General features: G+C 58.7%; 17 protein-coding genes and 7 tRNA genes. 14 read left to right on the forward strand and 10 right to left on the reverse strand.

All coding sequences use genetic code 11. The features are described 5' to 3' along the window. Together ACZ6ZO_RS01090 and ACZ6ZO_RS01095 are read right to left on the reverse strand one after the other, a co-directional pair. Positions 1-546 carry a copper resistance CopC family protein gene (locus ACZ6ZO_RS01090; RefSeq protein ID WP_208767386.1) on the reverse strand — a complete coding sequence of 182 codons (546 nt, stop codon included), beginning with the start codon at positions 544-546 and terminating at the stop codon, positions 1-3. Between the two features lie 175 nt (positions 547-721). Next, a tRNA-Val gene (locus tag ACZ6ZO_RS01095) sits at positions 722-793 on the reverse strand. A gap of 194 nt (positions 794-987) precedes the next feature. Here ACZ6ZO_RS01095 and ACZ6ZO_RS01100 point away from each other — a divergent pair. The 9 genes from ACZ6ZO_RS01100 to msrB all read left to right on the forward strand — a co-directional run bounded on the left by ACZ6ZO_RS01100 (position 988) and on the right by msrB (position 4,056). Continuing rightward, positions 988-1,060: transfer RNA gene (locus ACZ6ZO_RS01100), tRNA-Gly, on the forward strand. Between the two features lie 26 nt (positions 1,061-1,086). Then, positions 1,087-1,158: transfer RNA gene (locus tag ACZ6ZO_RS01105), tRNA-Val, on the forward strand. A 22-nt stretch (positions 1,159-1,180) separates the two neighbouring features. Further along, positions 1,181-1,253 (forward strand) — tRNA-Gly (locus ACZ6ZO_RS01110). Between the two features lie 47 nt (positions 1,254-1,300). Next, positions 1,301-1,371, forward strand: a tRNA-Cys gene (locus ACZ6ZO_RS01115). Between the two features lie 8 nt (positions 1,372-1,379). Then, a tRNA-Val gene (locus tag ACZ6ZO_RS01120) sits at positions 1,380-1,451 on the forward strand. 23 nt (positions 1,452-1,474) lie between these two features. After that, positions 1,475-1,547, forward strand: a tRNA-Gly gene (locus ACZ6ZO_RS01125). 180 nt (positions 1,548-1,727) lie between these two features. Beyond that, the gene (locus ACZ6ZO_RS01130) at positions 1,728-2,369 is read left to right on the forward strand and encodes a dihydrofolate reductase family protein (protein WP_182386260.1); all 642 of its coding nucleotides are present in this window, start codon (positions 1,728-1,730) and stop codon (positions 2,367-2,369) included. A gap of 144 nt (positions 2,370-2,513) precedes the next feature. Continuing rightward, on the forward strand, positions 2,514-3,665 hold the full coding sequence (locus tag ACZ6ZO_RS01135) for a glycosyltransferase family 87 protein (protein WP_232843291.1): 1,152 nt from the start codon (positions 2,514-2,516) through the stop codon (positions 3,663-3,665). Continuing rightward, on the forward strand, positions 3,643-4,056 hold the full coding sequence (gene msrB / locus ACZ6ZO_RS01140; RefSeq protein ID WP_182386261.1) for a peptide-methionine (R)-S-oxide reductase MsrB: 414 nt from the start codon (positions 3,643-3,645) through the stop codon (positions 4,054-4,056). Before ACZ6ZO_RS01135 ends, msrB begins: the two co-directional genes overlap by 23 nt. A 50-nt stretch (positions 4,057-4,106) precedes the next feature. Here msrB and hemQ read toward each other — a convergent pair whose 3' ends face one another. Further along, positions 4,107-4,811: a hydrogen peroxide-dependent heme synthase gene (hemQ, locus tag ACZ6ZO_RS01145; RefSeq protein ID WP_182386262.1), complete on the reverse strand. Its 705-nt coding sequence runs from the start codon at positions 4,809-4,811 to the stop codon at positions 4,107-4,109. A gap of 152 nt (positions 4,812-4,963) precedes the next feature. On the opposite strand from hemQ, the gene ACZ6ZO_RS01150 reads away from it, so the two are divergent. Beyond that, entirely contained in the window at positions 4,964-5,581 is a 618-nt protein-coding gene (locus tag ACZ6ZO_RS01150) for a DUF3000 domain-containing protein (RefSeq protein ID WP_465289926.1), read from the forward strand. Continuing rightward, positions 5,582-6,781, forward strand: a complete 1,200-nt coding sequence (locus ACZ6ZO_RS01155; protein WP_465289928.1) for an HRDC domain-containing protein — start codon at positions 5,582-5,584, stop codon at positions 6,779-6,781. Here ACZ6ZO_RS01155 and dxs read toward each other — a convergent pair. The 4 genes from dxs to dut form a co-directional block, all read right to left on the reverse strand. Further along, positions 6,778-8,688: a 1-deoxy-D-xylulose-5-phosphate synthase gene (dxs, locus tag ACZ6ZO_RS01160; RefSeq protein ID WP_182387240.1), complete on the reverse strand. Its 1,911-nt coding sequence runs from the start codon at positions 8,686-8,688 to the stop codon at positions 6,778-6,780. The two genes, ACZ6ZO_RS01155 and dxs, sit on opposite strands and share 4 nt — an antisense overlap. A gap of 126 nt (positions 8,689-8,814) precedes the next feature. Then, a complete protein-coding gene (locus tag ACZ6ZO_RS01165; RefSeq protein WP_465289930.1) occupies positions 8,815-10,026 on the reverse strand; it encodes a class I SAM-dependent RNA methyltransferase in 1,212 nt (403 codons plus the stop codon). Further along, positions 10,023-10,808 (reverse strand): DUF3710 domain-containing protein, encoded by a 786-nt coding sequence (locus ACZ6ZO_RS01170; protein WP_465289932.1) that lies wholly within the window; start codon positions 10,806-10,808, stop codon positions 10,023-10,025. Before ACZ6ZO_RS01170 ends, ACZ6ZO_RS01165 begins: the two co-directional genes overlap by 4 nt. A 25-nt stretch (positions 10,809-10,833) precedes the next feature. Then, entirely contained in the window at positions 10,834-11,277 is a 444-nt protein-coding gene (gene dut, locus ACZ6ZO_RS01175) for a dUTP diphosphatase (protein ID WP_343159756.1), read from the reverse strand. 31 nt (positions 11,278-11,308) lie between these two features. Here dut and ACZ6ZO_RS01180 point away from each other — a divergent pair, with 31 nt between their 5' ends. Beyond that, positions 11,309-11,812, forward strand: a complete 504-nt coding sequence (locus ACZ6ZO_RS01180) for a DUF3093 domain-containing protein (RefSeq protein WP_182386267.1) — start codon at positions 11,309-11,311, stop codon at positions 11,810-11,812. 144 nt (positions 11,813-11,956) lie between these two features. Here the strand turns inward: ACZ6ZO_RS01180 and ACZ6ZO_RS01185 are convergent, their stop codons facing one another. Together ACZ6ZO_RS01185 and ACZ6ZO_RS01190 are read right to left on the reverse strand one after the other, a co-directional pair. After that, positions 11,957-12,250 carry a DUF4193 domain-containing protein gene (locus ACZ6ZO_RS01185; protein ID WP_465289934.1) on the reverse strand — a complete coding sequence of 98 codons (294 nt, stop codon included), beginning with the start codon at positions 12,248-12,250 and terminating at the stop codon, positions 11,957-11,959. Between the two features lie 160 nt (positions 12,251-12,410). After that, positions 12,411-13,247 (reverse strand): inositol monophosphatase family protein, encoded by an 837-nt coding sequence (locus ACZ6ZO_RS01190; protein ID WP_407926261.1) that lies wholly within the window; start codon positions 13,245-13,247, stop codon positions 12,411-12,413. Between the two features lie 67 nt (positions 13,248-13,314). Between ACZ6ZO_RS01190 and ppgK the strand changes: the two genes are divergently transcribed. Both ppgK and ACZ6ZO_RS01200 read left to right on the forward strand, forming a co-directional pair. Beyond that, positions 13,315-14,067: a polyphosphate--glucose phosphotransferase gene (gene ppgK, locus ACZ6ZO_RS01195; protein ID WP_465289936.1), complete on the forward strand. Its 753-nt coding sequence runs from the start codon at positions 13,315-13,317 to the stop codon at positions 14,065-14,067. Positions 14,068-14,292: 225 nt separating this feature from the next. Further along, entirely contained in the window at positions 14,293-15,834 is a 1,542-nt protein-coding gene (locus ACZ6ZO_RS01200; protein ID WP_420839115.1) for an RNA polymerase sigma factor, read from the forward strand. A gap of 323 nt (positions 15,835-16,157) precedes the next feature. Here the strand turns inward: ACZ6ZO_RS01200 and ACZ6ZO_RS01205 are convergent, their stop codons facing one another. After that, complete coding sequence (locus ACZ6ZO_RS01205; RefSeq protein ID WP_182386273.1) at positions 16,158-16,298, reverse strand: hypothetical protein; 141 nt, start codon at positions 16,296-16,298, stop codon at positions 16,158-16,160. Positions 16,299-16,302 lie beyond the last annotated feature (4 nt).

The raw sequence follows: 16,302 nt of genomic DNA on the forward strand, positions 1-16,302 counted from the left end.
TCATTTCTTCCTTCGTGAAAGTGCGAGGACTACCCCTACGACAATAATAATCAATGCAATGAATACACCGACTACCGCGTAGAGGAACTGGGTATTAGACCACGGTGATTCCGAAGCACCGGCGACCATCTCCTCTTCGGAACTGGCCGTTGGTATATCACCAGCAATGGTGAAGGTAGTCATGCCACGAGTAGCGTGACCATCTGACGAGGTGATCTGAAATCCGATTTTGTAGTGGCCCGGGCCAAGGTCCACATCCTCCGGCACCGCAGCTCGAATAATCGGCCCATCAAGCGTGGGGGTGGCCGTGAACAACACGGTTCCAGAATCTTGGTTGCTCAAGGCAACTGTATTGAAGGTTTCCTTCGGAATGCCCGAAAACTCAAGTTCCAACTCCGTCGGGGCTTGGCTAATAATTGCCCCATCTCCGGGATTGGCGCGCATGACCACGTCATGGGCCTGGGCTTCCGGTAAACCGCCCATGACCGGGGCGAAAAGGATTCCGGCACTAGCTACGAGTGCAGTGAATTGTTTTTTCACTTCCATCCTTCCCTCTCCTTAAACATGGCAACATTGGCAGCCCCCTCAATAAAAGGGCTACCAAAGTAATGGTCTGGGTAATAGTCGGAGAGGAGTTTAGGTTAGTTCCCAGCGCCTTTTGAGTGTACCCCCGCCCGGCGTAAGCGAAAAGCCCCTGCAGCATGTGCAGGGGCTTTAACTGTGGTCCTAGCTGGGATCGAACCAGCGACCTTTCCGGTGTGAACGGAACGCTCTTCCACTGAGCCATAGGACCGGTGTACGACTGCGGGAAGCAATCTGCGGATAACACTAGCACCGAGCTAACCAAAAAAGAAAATCGCCCCCTAGGCGCGTGAGTTACACAGCCGTAACTTTAAAAAATGCCCTTTAAGGTGGCGATTTGTGTTGGCCCGCCATTTACCGCTAATGTTTGTGTTCGCACCAAGCAACACAGGTTGCACGGAGCATGCGGATGTAGCGCAGTTGGTAGCGCATCACCTTGCCAAGGTGAGGGTCGCGAGTTCGAGTCTCGTCATCCGCTCTGGTTTATTTTCAAACCATTATTTCGCGCGTTTAGCTCAGCGGGAGAGCGCTTCCCTGACACGGAAGAGGTCACTGGTTCAATCCCAGTATCGCGCACAGATTCCTTCGGGAATCGAATGCGGATGTAGCGCAGTTGGTAGCGCATCACCTTGCCAAGGTGAGGGTCGCGAGTTCGAGTCTCGTCATCCGCTCTGGTATTTCTTTCCAGGAAATACTCGAGGCGGGAATTTCCTGCCACGGTGGAATGGCCGAGTGGTGAGGCAACGGTCTGCAAAACCGTGCACACGGGTTCGATTCCCGTTTCCACCTCACAGTTAGCGCGTTTAGCTCAGCGGGAGAGCGCTTCCCTGACACGGAAGAGGTCACTGGTTCAATCCCAGTATCGCGCACAGATTCCTTTCGGGAATCGAATGCGGATGTAGCGCAGTTGGTAGCGCATCACCTTGCCAAGGTGAGGGTCGCGAGTTCGAGTCTCGTCATCCGCTCTCTGTGAAAGCAGGGCCCCGGTTGGTTTTGGACCGGGGCCCTGTGTCGTACCTACCCCGGTCAGCCCCATGCCCTACTTTTTAATCCCGTGAAACCCGGGAAATGCTTCCCGGGTTTTAGCAAAAACAATCCACCCAGCAGATCAATCCACCCCACACTCCCCGGTATGCTTAGCTGCCATGTTGTCTGAGATGATTGGTCCCCTCCGCCAGCCGGATGAATTCGAAGTGCGGATGATTGCTGTGGTGACTGCGGATGGCCAGATTTCCCATGAAGGGACGTCGGCAAGCCTGGGCAGCGCACTTGATGCTGAGCTGCTGTTGGCGCTGCGCGAGTGGGCTGATGTGGTGCTGGTGGGGGCCGGAACAGTGCGGGCGGAGGATTACGGCGGGGTCGGCGGAGATGATCCTTCCCCATTGGCTGTGGTATCGAGTTCGTTGGACTTTCAGGCATCGGCGAGGGTGTTCCGGGAAGCCCGAGTCCAGCCGTTGTTTTTGACGACCAATGACGATCCATCGGCGCACCACCGGATCGAAGCAGCGGGCGGCACGGTTGTGCCTTGTGATGGGGATTTCATCGACGTTCTTCGCGCGCGGGGCTTTCGCCGCATCGTGGTGGAAGGTGGCCCTTCGCTCTATCGGCAGGTGCTCGCTCGCGGTGAGGTGGATGTGATCCATTTGACTATTGATCCATCTCTGAGCTTGGCGTCCACTGCCCCGCTCCTGCCTAGCGACTCTCCGGATCGGGTCGCGTTGGACCTGGAGCACTGTGTCCACGATGATGAGGGCTGTGTTTTTCTACGCTACCGGGTACGCAACTGAGTGTTGGTAGCTCACCGGCTGCGCCCGGTTAGTTACTGTTAGCGGGTGATCACTGCGCTAACCACGAAGCTAGAAAATGTTTGGGTGTCTTCTCCCCCGGCTGTGAGCCGACCGACGGAGATTCGTCGTACTCCGTTTGATCGGGTGGCGAATCTCGCATTGTGGCCGCTTGCGGTGATGTTGGTGCTTCACCGTGTGTTCGTGCTTGCGGTCAATGGCAGTGTCACGGATGATTTTTCCACGGTGTACTACGCCCTGCGCCGGTTCCATGATGGTGTTCCGGTGTATAACGAGACCTATTATTTCGTGGACCCGCACTATTTGTATAGTCCTGGCGCCACGCTGTTTTTGTCGCCGTTAGGTTTGCAGACTGATTTCGAAACTGCGCGCACAATCTTCATTATCGCTAATGCGGTGGCGATCATTGTCGCGTTGGGCATTTTGACTCGGTTGTTTGGGTTTAGTTTGCGTAGTGGCGTATTTCCTGCTGCGGTGGCGCTCGCCTATTTGACCGAGGCGGTACACAATACGCTGATTTTCTCCAACATTAATGGTCTTTTGCTGCTTGCGCTGACTGGTTTTCTGTCCCTTTTTCACGCCGATAAGCGGTGGGCTGCGGGCGTTGTTCTGGGGCTGGCTATTTTGATTAAGCCGATTTTTGCACCGCTGTTGTTTTTACCGTTTGTGAAGGCTAATTGGCAGACTATTGTGTCGGCGTTGGCGATTCCGGTGGTGCTTAACGTCGTGGCGTGGCCGATTGTTCCGCAGGCCAGTGATTATGTGACTCGCACGATGCCGTATTTGGGACAGGTCCGCGATTTCGCTAATTCCTCCCTTCCTGGTATCGCAATTTATTTCGGGATGCCAGGTTGGCAGGAAAAGTTCTGGTTTTTCACGTTCGCCGCGATTGTGATTGCAGGGCTGTTGGCATTGTTGCGTTATCGCTACAGTGATCCTTTGCTATGGCTGACGGGGACGTCGTCGTTGCTGTTTGCGGGCGTGTTTTTCCTTTCTTCGCTGGGCCAAATGTACTATTCGATGCTGCTGTTCCCGCTGCTTTTTACGGTGTTATTGCCCCGCTCCCCGATGCATAATTGGCTAGCGTGGCTGGCAGCATACGGGTTTTTGTCCTATGACGATTGGAATTCCGTCGAATGGATTGATTCCAGCCGGTGGTTCAATTTCTTGCTTCCTACCGTGGGCTGGGCGCTGACGGTGGTCGTGATTTCTGTGTCCGCGGTAGTGTGGGTGATCATCGATGAAAGGATCGCTCATGACAGACTTCGCACTGCTTAACGACGACCAATGGCGCGCACGCCTCTCCCCGGAAGAGTTTCGGGTTCTCCGACGCGCTGGTACGGAAGCTCCCTTTACTGGCGAATACACCGATACCACTGCGGCAGGAGTGTATTCTTGCCGGGCCTGTGGCACAGAGTTGTTTCGTTCTGACACGAAGTTTGCGGCTCACTGTGGCTGGCCGGCGTTTTTTAGCCCACTCGCCGGGGATCGGATCATTGAGCGCGAAGATAATTCCTTAGGTATGCGCCGCGTAGAAGTGCTCTGTGCTAACTGCAAATCGCACCTGGGACACGTCTTTGAAGGCGAGGGCTATGCTACCCCCACGGATCTGCGCTATTGCATCAATTCTATTTGCCTGACGTTTGAGCCTGATCAAATGGAAGAGTAAGGAAAACGGCGCCACTCCTGCTGGAGCGGGCGCCATTTTTCGTGTCATGGTTATGGCATCACGTCGATGATCTCTGCGATGTCAGCGACGCGGCGGCCGGAGAAGAACGGTACTTCTTCGCGGACGTGGAGGCGTGCTTCGGTGTAGCGCATTTCGTGCATGAGGTCGACGATGCGGTGCATCTCCGGTGCTTCGAACGCCAGGATCCACTCGTAGTCGCCAAGCGCAAACGCTGGGACGGTGTTAGCGCGGACGTCCGGGTATTCGCGGGCTTGCATGCCGTGCTCGGCGAGGATGCGGCGACGCTCCTTCGGATCCATCAGGTACCAGTCGTAGGAGCGGACGAATGGGTAGACGCAGATCCAGGCTCCTGGCTCTTCACCCATGATGAACGATGGGAGGTGGGAGCGGTTGAATTCAGCTGGGCGGTGCAGTGAGGTGCCGGTCCAGAACACCTCGGAAACCTGGCCGAGGACAGTGGTGCGACGGAAGTCGTTGTAGGCCTTTTGGAGGTCTTGGAGCTCTTCAGCGATCCACCAGATCATGAAATCAGCTTCTGCGCGGACTGCGGAGATGTCGTAGATACCACGCACGGTGACAACTCCGGCCTGTTCCAGGTTGGCGAAAAAGGCGCGTGCTTCTGCGACGATGTCGGCGCGTTCTTCACCCAAGGCGCCGGTGAGCACCTTGAAAGTAACGAACTGGGAGTAGCGCTGCATGCTGTTGAGCTTGTCAAAATCCAACTTCTCAGCCATGGATACTGATGTCCTTTCTCAAATGAGTATTCTCGCCAACTATATCAATCTTTAGTTGGATGAGGATGACGACCCACGGCGTCGATAAGCCCCTGCCTTCCCTCGGCGCGCCTTCACCACTGTGCTAATTCCGGTGGCTAGCTTAATTGCTTGTGAGCGACTCCGAAATTCGAACCCTATCGTCCGCTAACACCCAGCAGGATGCCACCCCGGTGGCGTTTCGGGATGCGGTCGACTCGATGCATCGTGCGAGCCTGCGATCCGAACTGTCGCTCGGGACGATTCGCCCGCCCCAGCGTCTTGCCCCGTTTAGTCACGCCATCGGTATTGAAGTGCTGCACCCGGAGACGGACTATATCTCCGAAACCAGTGACGGCGATGCCTTCGGGCGCCTCATTTTGCTCCATGACCCCAGCTCCGATGACACCTGGGACGGCGACATGCGTCTCGTCGCGTACATCCAGGCCGATATGGATGACGCTGTAGCAGGCGATCCCCTGCTGCCAGATGTCGCGTGGGAGTGGCTCAAAGAGGGACTCGACGACATCAATGCTTCTTACAGCAACCTGGGTGGTACCGTTACTTCCACCGCATCGGTGCGCTTCGGGGAAATAGGCGGCCCACCACGCGCGTTCCAGCTGGAACTGCGAGCCTCGTGGACCGCTAAGACTAATGACCTCACGCCACACGTGGAGGCCTTTGCGCAGGTTCTCGCCAACGTTGCTGGTCTGCCACCCGAAGGTGTTGCCGGGATCCCAGGTAGGGCTTAGGTGTCTGCTACCCCGCTGCTGCGCCCTGCCGACGGCATTCCCGAGGTTGCGCATACCCCAGCGGGCTTTCACCGCGCCGCGCAACAGATCGCCGCCGGCCGAGGCCCCATCGCGATCGATACCGAGCGTGCGTCTGACTACCGCTTCGATGATCGCGCGTTCCTCATCCAGCTTCGACGCCGCGACTCTGGGACCGTTCTCATCGCCCCCGAATCCGATCGCGGTGCGTGTACCGACGCACTAGCACCCGTTATCAATGGTCACGAGTGGGTTCTCCATGCCGCGCCGAGCGACCTACCTTCCCTGCAGCTGCTGGGGCTACACCCCGGCAACCTTTTTGACACCGAACTTGCCGGCCGACTCCTGGGCTTGCCCAAGGTCAACCTCGCGGCCCTCACCGAGCACATATTGGGCGTCCTGCTGGAGAAAAACCACGGCAACGAAGACTGGTCCCAGTGGCCTCTTCCGGAATCCTGGCGCAACTATGCCGCTCTCGATGTCGAGCTGTTGCTAGAACTCGCCGAAGTGCTCGCTGAGCTTCTCGACGACGTCGGCAAACTTACCTGGTTGGAACAAGAATGCGCGCACATCATGCGCTCAGTAACCATCCCAGAGCCGCAGTGGACCGACATGAAGGGAATCGGCCGACTGAAAACCTCAGAGCAACTCATGGTGGCGAAGGCCCTTTGGGAACGCCGGCAACAGATAGCCCGCGAATCCGACCGGGCACCCCATAAGGTGTTGGCTACCAAGGCGCTAGTGGAGCTGGCCTACACACTGCCTACTTCTCGGCAGCAGATCCGGAGCGTCCTGGGTAGGCGCAGCAATACCAGCCAGGTCACCCGGCTATCCCGAGTACTCGGAAAGGCACGAGCTACCCCGAAGCTGCAGTGGCCGAGCAAACCGCGCATTGATTTCAATGACTTCCCAGCCCCACGCTCGCAGTGGAAGTCCGGGTTCCCAGAGGCGCAGGAAGCGCTCGATCGTTGCCGTGAACTGCTCTCGGAACTGAGCGAGAATTGCCACACTCCGGTAGAAAACCTCCTGCAACCAGCGACGCTTCGTCACCTGGTGTGGGACGTGACGGTGACCCGGAAACTCACCACGAGCGCGGACGTGGCGCAGTACCTTGCGGAAAAGGGCGCTCGGCAATGGCAGCGAGAACTTACTACCCCGCTGCTTGCCTCCGCACTGTTTTAGCTTTCTGCCGGTTCAGTGAGCTCTGCTACCCACCCGGTCACTTGCGCGATAATACCTGGGGCATCAAGCTGCAGTTCCGCCATGATCTGGCCACGAGAGGCGTGGTCCAGGAATTTTTCCGGTACGGCAATGTGCCTGACGGGAACGTCGATGCTGGCGGATGTCAACGATTCTGCCAGCAGCGCGCCCACACCGCCGTGCATCACGCCGTCTTCCACGGTAACCACCAGGTCATGGTCCGCGGCCATCGCAACGAGCGACGGCGCGATAGGAACCACCCACCGCGGATCAACCACGGTCACATTACAGCCGTCCGCCACCAGCTCCTCTGCCGCGACGAGCGCCTCCTTGGCCAGGGATCCGACCGCGACGATCAAAACGCTCGGGGTGTCCTCTGAGTCGTCCGCGTCGGCGTAGCGTAACACGTCGACGCCGTCGCCAAGCTGCTCCACAGCCTCGATTGGTTCTGGCAGATTGCCCTTAGGGAACCGCACCACCGTCGGGCCATCGTCCACGGTGAGGGCCTCAGCGAATTGTTCTTCCAGCTGTACCCCGTCGCGTGGTGCGGCGATGCGAATGCCGGGAACGATGCTGAGTAGCGATAGATCCCACACGCCGTTGTGGCTAGCGCCGTCATTGCCGGTGATTCCAGAGCGGTCGAGCACGAACGTCACCGGCAGCTTAGTCAAAGCAACATCCATGAGGACCTGGTCAAACGCGCGGTTCATGAACGTGGCGTAGATGGCGACCACAGGGTGCAGTCCGCCGAGCGCGAGGCCCGCCGCGGAAGCGACGGCGTGTTGTTCAGCAATGCCTACGTCGTAAAAGCGGTCGGGGAACTTCTCTCCAAATGCAGCCAATCCGGTAGGACCCGCCATAGCGGCGGTGATCGCCACGATGTCTTCGCGCTCTTCGGCGGCGGCGATGACAGCGCGAGAGAACACCCCGGTCCAGGATGGCCCGGATTCAGAGAGCGGATCGCCGGTGCGGGGATCGATCACGCCGGTGGAGTGCATCAGGTCGGCAGTGTTAGCCTCGGCGGGCGCATAACCACGCCCTTTTTCCGTCACCACGTGGACAATCAGTGGTCCCTCATATTCCTGCGCATATTCGAACGCGTTCTCCAGGGCTTTGAGATTGTGCCCGTCCACGGGCCCCACGTATTTCATTCCCAGCTCTGGGAACATTTCCGTGGTTATGACAGTGTTTTTCACTCCTTCTTTGAAGGCGTGCATCACGTCGAAGGTGCGGCGCCCCACCCACCCCATGGAATTTAGGGTGGATTTGCCCTGCTCCATGACGCGGTCGTAGAAAGGCTGCATCCGCAGCTGAGCGAGGTTGTCTGCGAGGCCTCCGATGGTTGGAGAGTAGCTCCGCCCGTTGTCGTTGACCACGATAACCACGTTGCTGTTTTTGTCCGCCGCAATGTTGTTGAGGGCTTCCCAACACATGCCGCCGGTGAGGGCCCCGTCACCGACCACGGCGATCGTTTTGGTCCCGATCTTACCGCGTCGGGCTGCTGCCTTGGATAGGCCGTCTGCTACCGAAAGCGCCGCTGAGGCATGGCTGGATTCCGTCCAGTCATGTTCGCTTTCCGCCCGGCAGGTGTAACCGGACAACCCACCTTGTTGGCGCAAGGTATCGAACTGGTCGTGGCGACCAGTGAGGATCTTGTGCACATAGCTTTGATGCGAGGTATCGAAGATAACCGGGTCCTCGGGCGAATTGAAAACCTTGTGCAGGGCGATGGTGAGTTCCACAACGCCGAGGTTTGGGCCCAAGTGCCCGCCGGTGGCCGATACCTTGTGGACCAAGAAGTCACGGATCTCAGCCGCTAGCTTCTGGAGTTGCTCAGGATCCAGCGCCTTCACATCAGCAGGCGACGAAATCCCTGCTAATAGCTTCATCTCATCCATAAAGACACCTCAGTCTCACCAATTTTTCCTGTTTGACGCTCTCGCAGTGGTGGCGCGGGCAGCGTAAAACCGTTTCTCGCAATGGTACGCGGTTGTACCGCACAGGTTCCAACTCCCCTAGATGCGTGTTAGAAATCCGAAGGTTTCGCTGTGATGCGTGCCGGGGAACGCATTGAACAATCGCAAGCGCTTGAGCTGGTATCCCTGTTGGTTCCACGCGGCGACGTCGCGTGCGAACGTGGCCGGGTCACATCCGACATGAACGATGGCGGCTGGCTCTCGTGCAGCGATGGCTGCCGCAACGTCGGCGCCGGCGCCTTTACGTGGCGGGTCTAGGACCACAACGTCCGGAGCAGGCAGCTTATCGACGACCCGTCCCACATCACCCGTCACGAACTCGACTGCCTTGCCTGCCAACGCCTTCGACCCCGTCCGGGCCGCTGCCGGCCCGAGTTCCACCGAGATGACGTGCGCTCCAGCTAGCGCTCGAAGGATCGCTGGGACGAAGAGGCCAACGCCACCATAGAGGTCCCAAACTGTCGGTTCGCTGAGTGCGAGGGGCTCGAGCCAGTCAGTGACCGTGTCCGTGTATGCCTCGGGCGCTGCCACATGGGCTTGCCAAAATCCGAGCGGGTCCAGACGGAATTCGGTGTCTGCGACTCGTTGCGTCAGTTTCTTCGGCCCGGATACGTGCCTGATGACGCGCGATACGCTCCGCCCGCGGGCAGCTCGTTTCGTCTCTAGAACAGCGCGCTGCCCATCAGAATCAACGGCAACGACGAGCTCCGCGCCCGGGGTAAACCGCGCATCGGGCGCCAGGATATCGTCAAGAACACCCTCTGGGGCCTGCACACACTGCGCCCCCACCACGATGTCCGTGGACTGGGGTTTCCGAAATCCAGCGCGGCCCTGGGAATCGACGCCGAGGCGTAGTCGGGTGCGCCACCCATGTGCGGGCGCAAGGTCGACATAGTCGATATCCGGCAGGTCAGTAAGCTTGCCGATGCGACGCAGCTGATCCCGCAGCACCTCCTCTTTGAGGCTGCGTTCCAGCTCTGGGCTGGCGGTGGAGTAGTCGCAACACCCGGCGCCCTGCGCCGCTGCCGGGCAACGGTGGGAAACGCGACCAGAAGCGGGGTGTACGACATCCGTGATGGTGGCACGAGCAAACTTCTTCTTGGCGTCGTAAAGCCGTGCGGTGACGGTATCGCCAGGAAGCCCGCCCCGCACGAACACAACGCCGCCCTCGTGCCGGGCAATGCCTTCCCCGCCGTGTGCTGGCGCGGTGATGGTGAGGGTTAGTTCCTCCCCCACGGTGAGTCCTGTCATGGGTGTTCTGGGTTATCGGAGCGTTGCTGCATCTGTTCCAGCGCGGAGCCTTCGTCGTGGCTAAGGTCAGTGGTGTTCGGGGTCGGTGCCACTGGCGCGACGGGTTCCGGCGTTGGGGTCGGCGCCGGTTTTTGCGCTGCCGCAGCGCGTTCGGTCATGGCCTTTTGCACCTGTTCGACCAACGGCGCCGGCATGACCACGGGAAGCACGGTACCCGCCATCATCGGTTGTTCACCGCGGTACACGAAGGTCCGGGCGACTATTTCCCTACCCAATTCGGCGAGGTCAGTGGCAAATTCGTTTGGAGCAGCTAGGGTGACCCGCAACGTCCAGCGGTCGCCCTCCACACCGATCATCCGAATCGTAGCGTGCTCTGTGACGCCCACGACCTCTTCACCCCAAGGGCCTTGTTCGGTGGTCGCTTCCAAACCATCGTTACGCATACCCGCGATGATGTCGGTCACCGACTCTTGCCACAACCCACCGGAAGCAGTCGACGCGAACGCCACGGGGGTGATGCGCCCGACCTTCGTCACAATGTGAACCATGCGGGGGCCATCCGGCCCCATCTCCACCTGTACCTCGGAAGGACGCGGCATTGGCACCTTGATGGAACCGAGGTCGAGAGTGCCATCGGAAAAGTCTGAGAAGTCGAAGTCAGTGATCTCGACGCTATCGCCATTAAACGGCCCGCGGTCGGGCGTAGGGTCGGGCTCGGGGGTTACTGGCGCCTCTACGTCTAGTTCTTCCTCGGTTGCTGAGTTCTTTTTAAACGGCCACATTTAGCTCTCCTTCTTAAGTTACCTGCTACACGCCCGTTGAACCGTAGCCACCGGCGCCACGGACCGTCTCATCCAGCGAATCAACTTCTTCAAAGTCCACAAGCTCCACGCGCTGCACCACGAGTTGAGCGATGCGGTCACCACGCTCGACGGTGAAGGGTTCCCGCGGATCAAGATTGATCAGGCATACCTTCAGCTCTCCACGGTAGTCGGCATCGACCGTCCCCGGCGTATTAACAATCGAAATGCCGTGCTTAGCAGCCAGCCCTGATCGCGGGTGAATCAACCCCACGGTGCCCAGCGGCAGGGCGATAGCAATACCGGTACCAATGAGGGCACGCTCACCGGGGCCAATAGTCACGGATTCCGCAGCGTGCAGGTCTGCACCCGCGTCACCACGGTGCGCCCGACGAGGCAGGGGCAGCTCAGGATCAAGACGTTTGATTTTTATCGTTTCTGGGTAATCCACGGTCTCCACCCTAGCTTTCTTCGGTCTAGTAATGTTATTAGCCGTGAGTACTCCAGGATCTAATGCCACCGACAATGCCCCCAACGTTATCTATCGTGAACAACAGTGGGTTCCCTGGTATTGGTGGCTCGCCGGCATCGGCGCCTCCTTGCTGACAGCCGCTCAGCTCGGCCACAACCGCTCCGTTTTCTGGTTCTGGATCCCACTCATCATCTTCACCACGTTGGCGCTGTGGGCGCTGTGGCAGCTGTCCAGCACGGTCATCACCGTGGAGAAGGACGCCGACGGGGTCACGTGGCTCACCGCGAAGGGCGCAAACTTACCGACGACCGTCGTCTCCCGTACCCTAGCCGTCCCAGCCACCGCGAAACGCAACGCGCTGGGACGTCAGTTGGATCCGGCTGCCTTCGTCGTCGCGCGCAGCTGGGTGCCAGAGATGGCTATGTTCGTTATCGACGACCCCGAGGACCCCACCCCTTATTGGCTGGTCTCCTCTCACAACCCGACCGAGCTCCTGGAGGCGTTCCACAGCTAGGTTCTACAGGTAGCCGAAATCGAGTGTACCGATGGGACGTTGCAAGCGGCGAAAAATCCCAACCGTACGCTCGATTTCGCTTCCTCAACTAACTAAAGCCCTGCCAGAGCATTCCTCTGGCAGGGCTTTGTCGTGCGGTGCTTTCTATGCGCAGTCGAGACAGATGATGGTGCCGTCTGGTTCCACGTGAGAGATGCGATTGCGACCCTGCACTAGGAAGCAGCTGCCGCAGGTGAATTCGTCATCGCGACGTGGCACCACGGTCACGTTGAGCTCTTCACCGGAAAGGTCCAGTGCTGGCAGGTCGAATGGTTCGACGATGTCACCATCATCGTCCATATCGTTGACGGTGTTTTCCGCAGCCTTCAAACCTTCCAGAGAGTCGGTTTCCAGGTCGTCGTCGATGCGGCGGCGGGGAGCGTCGTAATCGGTAGCCATGACTGTTTGAGTCCTTGAGATATTCGTCAACCGCTGAGGTTGATTTTGTGCGTTATGTCGTGGCGGATATTAAAACAGATTTTTTGAATTGTCATCTTGCCACACCAAATTTTTTCGACACTACCCGTGACCAGGCGTTTTACTGCGAGTTTTTTGCCCCTCAGTGCACCCGAAACGGCTCGGTTCCGCCCGCCTGTGCCACAATTTCCCATAGCTGATCGAAAATCCCAGGCGCGGCGACAAATACGAGCTCCCCAAGTGCACCTGAGCTGGACAGTGGCGGCACATGAACTTCCGCCCCTGCTTCCGCAGCGATGAGGGCTCCGGCAGCATAATCCCAGGCATTGAGCCCATGTTCGAGGTGAGCATCGACCTGCCCGGAGGCGACGGCACACAGGTCGAGGGCAGCGCTGCCCATCCTGCGAATATCGCGCACTTGTGGCAACAGCTTTGCGACGAACTGTGCCTGCTGTGCTCGACGCGCAGCCGAATACCCAAACCCGGTCGCGAGCAGCGCCTTCGCGGGGTCCGTCACGGAGTTGCACGCGAGCTGCTCGGTGCCTCCGTCGCGCTGCACCATGGCCCCCTGCCCTTTCGCGGCACTAAACAACTCTCCCGTGGAGACATTAATCACAGCCCCCGCGATGACCTCGCCGTCCATGGCTGCCGCGATGGATACCGCGAATTGCGGAATACCGTACACAAAGTTCACGGTGCCATCGATGGGATCCACAATCCATGTCACGCCAGAGGTGCCTGCGGTATCGCTGCCTTCTTCTCCGACCAGCCCATCATCCGGCCGTAGCTGGCGCAACCGCTGCGCAATGACTTCTTCGGCATAGGTGTCCACCACCGTGACCGGATCGACAGGCGTGCTTTTGGTTTGGGTGTACCCCGCGATATCACCGAGTTCGGCGCGTTTGTTGCGGATCGCGGTGGCAGCTTCCAGTGCTACCTGTTCCGCAACGTCTTTCAGAGCAGCAAGGTGTGTAGTCATAGCTTTCATTGTGCTTGGTTTGCTGCCCGCGCGCCGAGCACCCGCAAATTTTCCTAGAATGGACGGCATGACTCAGCAAGGATTAGGTATCGATGTTGGAGGTTCCGGAATCAAAGGTGGGCTGGTCAACCTAGCCACCGGCGAACTAATCGGAGACCGCATCAAAATTGCTACCCCGCAGCCTGCGACCCCAGACGCTGTCGGTGAAACCGTTGCCGAAATCGTCCGCCAGGCAGAGTGGGACGGCCCCGTCGGCATCGCACTGCCGTCGGTGATCAAAAAGCAGCACGCCCTCACCGCCGCCAACATTGACCCAACCTGGGTCAACACCGACGTTCAGGAGCTTTTCGGCAAGCACCTGGCCGCCCGCGAAGTTTACGTGCTTAACGACGCCGATGCCGCCGGAATCGCAGAAGCAACCTTCGGCACGCCAGAAGCGTCCACCGGCTCCGCTGTTTTGTTAACCCTGGGTACCGGCATCGGATCTGCCTTCCTGTTGAACGGTGAACTGTTCCCCAACACCGAGCTCGGGCACCTGATCATTGAGGGTAAAGAGGCTGAAAAGCGGGCCTCCTCAGCGGTCAAGGAGCGAAAGGATCTCTCCTGGGCACAGTGGGCCAAGCGCCTGGACAAAGTCTTGCGCGAATACGAGCGACTCTTCCAACCCGACGCATTCATCGTGGGCGGCGGCGTATCTCGTAAACACGAAAAGTGGGTGCCACTGCTTTCCGTCGACACTCCTGTTATCCCAGCACAATTGCGTAATCAAGCGGGAATCGTGGGGGCGGCAATGGCCGTCGAAAAGCGGCTTGCCCCTTAAAAACGTGGGGCGCTGACACACGGCGAGCACAAGTTGCTCTATACTGGCGTGTTGACCGTTGACTTCAGGTATGCATCGGCACGGACATCCCCACATCGCCCACAAGACGGCGACAACCTAACTGATAAGACACGATGTCCACGATGCGCTTGATTTCTGCACTAGCGCTAACGCCGTGGCAATAGCGTTTGGCGAAAGATGAATCATCAAGGTGAAAGGGCGTACGTGGTAGCCACTGACTCTCCTGATTCGGCGCAACCTGAAGGTGCCGCTGAGAAGAAGACTGTGAAGAAGACCGCAGTGAAGAAGGTCGCTAAGAAGGCGGCCCGCAAGGCAAGCCCGCGCGTGGCTAAAACAGCAACTGAGCCAGTCGCGGCTGCTCCTGTGGCGACTGCTCCTGCGCAAGATACCGAAGCAACCGACACCCCAGTGGCTGCTGCTGCCAAGAAGGTCGCTAAGAAGGCTGCCAAGAAGACAGCCAAAAAGGCCACTAAGAAAGCCGCTAAGAAGACTGCCAAAAAGGCTGCGAAGAAAACAGCTAGAAAGACAGCCAAGAAAGCAGCAGCAAAGCCAGCTCCAGAGACCAAGGACGAAGACGAACTCCTCGAGGACGATCAACTCGAAGACGACGACCTCGACCGTGACATGGACGGCGACGACCTCGACGGCGACATGGACGAGGACTTCGACGGCGACTTCACCGAACTCGGCGAAGAAGACGACGAAGACGACACCGAAGAGGAAGAAGACGAAGACGACGGCTCCTCCGTCTGGGACGAGGACGAATCTGCTGCGCTGCGCCAGGCCCGCAAAGACGCCGAGCTGACCGCCTCCGCAGACTCGGTGCGCGCCTACCTGAAGCAGATCGGCAAGGTCGCCCTGCTTAACGCGGAACAGGAGGTGTCCCTGGCAAAGCGCATCGAAGCCGGCCTTTACGCCACCTACAAGCTTGAGCAGCTAGAAGAAGCCTTCGCTGGCGGTGACAAGGATGCCAAGCTCACCCCTGCCGTGAAACGTGATCTGCGCGCTATCGCCCGCGATGGCCGCAAGGCTAAGAACCACCTCCTCGAGGCCAACCTGCGTCTCGTGGTCTCCCTGGCTAAGCGCTACACCGGCCGTGGCATGGCGTTCCTTGACCTGATCCAGGAAGGCAACCTTGGCCTCATCCGCGCCGTAGAGAAGTTCGACTACACCAAGGGCTACAAGTTCTCCACGTACGCCACCTGGTGGATCCGCCAGGCCATCACCCGCGCGATGGCCGACCAAGCACGCACCATCCGTATCCCAGTACACATGGTGGAGGTCATCAACAAGCTCGGCCGTATCCAGCGTGAACTGCTCCAGGACCTCGGCCGCGAGCCAACCCCGCTTGAGTTGGCGAAGGAAATGGACATTACCGAGGAAAAGGTCCTGGAGATCCAGCAGTACGCTCGCGAACCAATCTCCCTCGACCAGACCATCGGCGATGAAGGAGACTCCCAGCTGGGCGACTTCATCGAAGACTCCGAAGCAGTCGTCGCCGTCGACGCAGTCTCCTTCACCCTGCTGCAGGATCAACTGCAAGACGTGCTGCAAACCCTGTCCGAACGCGAAGCTGGCGTGGTGAAGCTCCGCTTCGGCCTCACCGACGGCATGCCACGCACCCTCGACGAGATTGGCCAGGTCTATGGCGTGACCCGTGAACGCATCCGCCAGATCGAATCCAAGACTATGTCCAAGCTGCGCCACCCTTCACGATCCCAGGTGCTGCGCGACTACCTCGACTAGATTCCAATGCGAAGCCCGGCCGGTCGTTTGTGACCGGCCGGGTTTTGTATTGGGAATGGGTCTAGCGGCAGCTGAAACCCGTGAAACCCGGGAAGCATAACCCGGGTTTCGGAAGAAAATCAGCTAAATAGCCCCTCTGCAGCCCGATTTTGTGCCGAGATCCGGGTTATGCTTCCCGGGTTTCACACGATAACTAATGCCCCTAGCAAAGACCCAGACCTCGAGGTAAAGCAGGCAAAACGTGTTGTCTAGTTTCCGTGGTAGAACCATGGTGGCTTATATTGCTTCGGATCGTATAACCGCACCTGTGCTAGCAGTTGCGGTTACCTATCTCCGGTGGCCCGGAACTTCACTATGTACAGACGCCACAATGCCCGGCCAGCGGCGACAGACTTTTCCTCCTCCAGGTCAGCGTCATCACGGTTGGTAGAGAGTGGTTGGTAGAGAGTTCGAGTGGAAAACAACCTC

The sequence above is a fragment of the Corynebacterium sp. NPDC104732 genome (assembly GCF_055583565.1).

What these genes read in the sequence shown, in the direction of transcription:
- ACZ6ZO_RS01090 (WP_208767386.1), bottom strand. Translation starts at nt 546, where the DNA reads ATGGAAGTGAAAAAACAATTCACTGCACTCGTAGCTAGTGCCGGAATC.
- ACZ6ZO_RS01130 (WP_182386260.1), top strand. Translation starts at nt 1,728, where the DNA reads ATGTTGTCTGAGATGATTGGTCCCCTCCGCCAGCCGGATGAATTCGAA.
- msrB (WP_182386261.1), top strand. Translation starts at nt 3,643, where the DNA reads ATGACAGACTTCGCACTGCTTAACGACGACCAATGGCGCGCACGCCTC.
- hemQ (WP_182386262.1), bottom strand. Translation starts at nt 4,811, where the DNA reads ATGGCTGAGAAGTTGGATTTTGACAAGCTCAACAGCATGCAGCGCTAC.
- dxs (WP_182387240.1), bottom strand. Translation starts at nt 8,688, where the DNA reads ATGAAGCTATTAGCAGGGATTTCGTCGCCTGCTGATGTGAAGGCGCTG.
- ACZ6ZO_RS01165 (WP_465289930.1), bottom strand. Translation starts at nt 10,026, where the DNA reads ATGACAGGACTCACCGTGGGGGAGGAACTAACCCTCACCATCACCGCG.
- ACZ6ZO_RS01170 (WP_465289932.1), bottom strand. Translation starts at nt 10,808, where the DNA reads ATGTGGCCGTTTAAAAAGAACTCAGCAACCGAGGAAGAACTAGACGTA.
- ACZ6ZO_RS01180 (WP_182386267.1), top strand. Translation starts at nt 11,309, where the DNA reads ATGTTATTAGCCGTGAGTACTCCAGGATCTAATGCCACCGACAATGCC.
- ACZ6ZO_RS01185 (WP_465289934.1), bottom strand. Translation starts at nt 12,250, where the DNA reads ATGGCTACCGATTACGACGCTCCCCGCCGCCGCATCGACGACGACCTG.
- ACZ6ZO_RS01190 (WP_407926261.1), bottom strand. Translation starts at nt 13,247, where the DNA reads ATGACTACACACCTTGCTGCTCTGAAAGACGTTGCGGAACAGGTAGCA.
- ppgK (WP_465289936.1), top strand. Translation starts at nt 13,315, where the DNA reads ATGACTCAGCAAGGATTAGGTATCGATGTTGGAGGTTCCGGAATCAAA.